This window comes from Mesobacillus sp. (assembly GCF_049588175.1).
Taxonomy (GTDB): Bacteria; Bacillota; Bacilli; order Bacillales; family Cytobacillaceae; genus Mesobacillus.
This window is the reverse complement of record NZ_JBAVFI010000556.1, coordinates 1-3185: the sequence shown is the minus strand read 5'-3', so window position 1 is coordinate 3185 and position 3185 is coordinate 1. Positions and strand designations below refer to the sequence as shown.

Below are 3185 nucleotides of genomic sequence, written 5' to 3'. Positions count from 1 at the left end.
CCTTTTTTTACGGTAAAAGAAAGGGAAGATAAGGCTATCTTCCGCTCATAATGTTTTGATATTTGGTTTAGATTAATAATTTCCTTTTGTAAAGCCATTTGTTCCACCTACTTGATGATCTTTAGTTCCCTTGCAACCTTTTCAATTGCTTCATAGTTCTCATTCTTCGTCTCTATGAATTTATCCGTCTGCAAAAGCTTCATAATTTCATTATCTTCAGACTTCATTGAAAGAATGGCTTCTTTTATTTTATCCTTCGTTTCCTTATCAACTTTATTGACAGTCCAGTTATAATCCAAGTATTCAGGTGTTGTATAGAATACCTTCACCTTTGATTCATCAACCTTGCCTTCTTTTACTGCCGCTTCCCAAACCGAGATATTCAATGCGCCTGTCTGGAACGCCCCTGATTCAACAAGCTTGTAAGTTTTATCGTGTGATCCAGAGTAGTTTGGAACTCCATCAAGATCCTTATCAGGGTTAATGCCCGCCTCCATCATGAAATAACGAGGCATCAAGTGGCCTGAAGTAGAACTTTCACTGCCAAATGTAAAGGATTTTCCTTTTAAATCTTCAAGGCTATTTATATCGAGCTCGCTTTGGGCAATAAAAACAGATTTGAATTTTTCATCAATCGGCCTTTGGGCAAATGCTTCCGCTCCAGGAACCAGACTTCTAGCCTGCACACCTGTAAGTCCGCCAAACCACGCCAGCTGGATTTCACCGCGTTCAAAAGCAGTCACGAGTGCTGAATAATCAACAGAAGGGACGTATTCAACCTTCAAACCAGTTTTTTCTCCTAAATCCTTCGCAAAGTCCTCCATGCTCCTGTTCAAGTCAGCAGCATTCTGATCCGGAATCGCACCTATTTTAATGGTTTCCGTTTCTTTCTTAGTTTGAGCATTTTCGTCATTATCACCTGAACAACCAGTCAAGGCAAAAATCACCATTAAACTAATTAACATCATTAATTTCTTCATTAAGAAATCACCTTTTCATAAATAAATTTTATAGACTCTATAAAATTTATCAATAACGATGAAATAACTCAATACTTTTTATGAAAATTCCTTTTAATCTTTCCGATAAGCAAATAAATATGCCATGTGATCAAAATCCACTCCGTTTTGAAAAAAAATGGAGCCTAGCCAAGTATATGAACGAGACCCATCTTGATTTTGAAAAAGGGAGCATAGAATCCCAATATGTAACCGAAATCCATTTTTCTTAAAAAAACGAGCACCAATAAAAACAATCAATTATCCAATGCTAGAAGTAAACAATAATAAAACCTGCTGGCAAAACCAGCAGGCTTAAACAATATCTATAATTCGGATTTTCCAGCCCATTCCTCTACATTCCAAACCTTCGTTACCCAATCTTCATAGAAATCAGGTTCGTGGCTTACAAGGACAATCGTACCTTTATAGGCTTGTAATGCACGCTTTAATTCTGCTTTTGCCGTAATATCAAGGTGGTTTGTAGGCTCGTCAAACAGCAGCCAGTTGCTTTCATGCATAAGGAGCTTTGTCAAACGGACCTTAGCTTGTTCTCCACCGCTAAGCTGATTAAGCGGACGTGAAATATGTTCATTTTTCAGACCGCTGCGTGCAAGTGCGGCGCGTACCTGGTGCTGATCCAGGCTAGGGAACTCACTCCACAGATCATCGATAGGGGTAATGTTCGCCGCTTTTACTTCCTGCTCAAAGTATGAAGGGAACAGGAAGTCTCCACGCTCGATTTTCCCGCTAAGTGCAGGTATTTTTCCAAGCATTGTTTTTAATAATGTGGATTTACCAACACCATTCATGCCGACAATTGCAATTTTTTCGCCGCGTTCAATTGTTACTGACAATTTTGGCATAAGCGGGTGTGTATAGCCGATTTCGAAGTCCTTGCCTTCAAAAACATAACGGCTGCTTGCCCGTGATTCTTTAAAGTCGAAAGTAGGCTTAAGGGCTGTTTCTGGGCGGTCAATTCGCTCCAGCCGCTCAAGCTGCTTCTGACGGCTCTTCGCACGCCCTGTAGTGGAATAACGAGCTTTGTTTTTCGCGATGAAATCTTCTTGTTTCTTAATGAACTCCTGCTGTTTCTCGTAAGCATTTATATGTTGATTCTTATTGAGTTCTGCTAATTCAAGAAATTTTTCATAAGTAGCTGTATAACGCGTCAGCTTAGAAAATTCAAGTTGGAAAATAACATTGGATACCTGGTTCATGAATTCAGTATCGTGGGAAATCAGAATGAAAGCATATGGGTATTCTTTAAGATATCTTGTCAGCCAATTGATGTGTTCCACATCAAGATAGTTCGTTGGCTCATCCAATAAAAGAACTTTTGGTTTTTCCAGCAATAGCTTGGCAAGCAGCACCTTTGTACGTTGGCCACCACTTAACGCAGAGACATCACGGTCGATTCCGATTGCGTCTAAACCAAGACCGCGGGCTGCTTCCTCAACTTCAATATCGAGCGAATAGAATCCGCCTGCATCCAAGGCGTCCTGGACTTCAGCCATTTGTTCGAGCAACACTTCTAGTTCCTCAGGGGAAGCGTCAGCCATCTTGCCAGTCACTTCATTCAATTCTTCTTCCTTTTTAAATAGAGGAAGGAAAGCATCCCTCAATACGTCACGAATCGATTTTCCCGGAGTCAGTACAGTATGCTGGTCCAAGTATCCGTATTCCACACCTGGTGTCCATTCAACTTTTCCAGAATCATGGATCAATTGGCCGGTGATAATATTCATTAATGTTGATTTACCGACACCATTTGCACCGACCAAACCAACATGATCCTCAGCTAAAAGGCGGAAAGAGACATCTTTAAATAGGGTACGATCCCCAAAAGTGTGACTCAAATTTTCTACATTCAATAAACTCATGATAAAGTCCTCGCTTCAATCTATTTTTAATGGCATTAATTTAACAATCACATTCCTTAATCATACTAAAATCTCCGACTTAAGACTAGTTTTTTATAAGGAGGAAGATATGGAAACGAATCTTAACAGTTTGAAAAGTATAAATGATACGATGATGGAGATTGTTAATCCCACTAAGAGTTTTCCTTATTGTTTCAATAGATATTTAAATGCGAATCGATAAAATGCAAAAGTTGATAAAATTTCCTGTAAAACCCTAGGTCCTTCTTCTTACCTTATCCGTTTAGTAAAAGCCTGAAAGGGT

At 39.5% G+C, this 3185-nt stretch carries 2 protein-coding genes; both read right to left on the bottom strand.

The window, feature by feature from the left end; genetic code table 11:
* Positions 1–107 precede the first annotated feature (107 nt).
* A complete protein-coding gene (locus tag WB217_RS13590; protein ID WP_423993752.1) occupies positions 108–980 on the bottom strand; it encodes a putative selenate ABC transporter substrate-binding protein in 873 nt (290 codons plus the stop codon).
* Positions 981–1324: 344 nt separating this feature from the next.
* Positions 1325–2881 carry an ABC-F family ATP-binding cassette domain-containing protein gene (locus WB217_RS13585; protein ID WP_423993751.1) on the bottom strand — a complete coding sequence of 519 codons (1557 nt, stop codon included), beginning with the start codon at positions 2879–2881 and terminating at the stop codon, positions 1325–1327.
* Between the last annotated feature and the right edge of the window lie 304 nt (positions 2882–3185).

Excerpts from the sequence above, each read along its gene's own strand:
- WB217_RS13585 (WP_423993751.1), bottom strand. The coding sequence starts at position 2,881 with ATGAGTTTATTGAATGTAGAAAATTTGAGTCACACTTTTGGGGATCGT.
- WB217_RS13590 (WP_423993752.1), bottom strand. The coding sequence starts at position 980 with ATGAAGAAATTAATGATGTTAATTAGTTTAATGGTGATTTTTGCCTTG.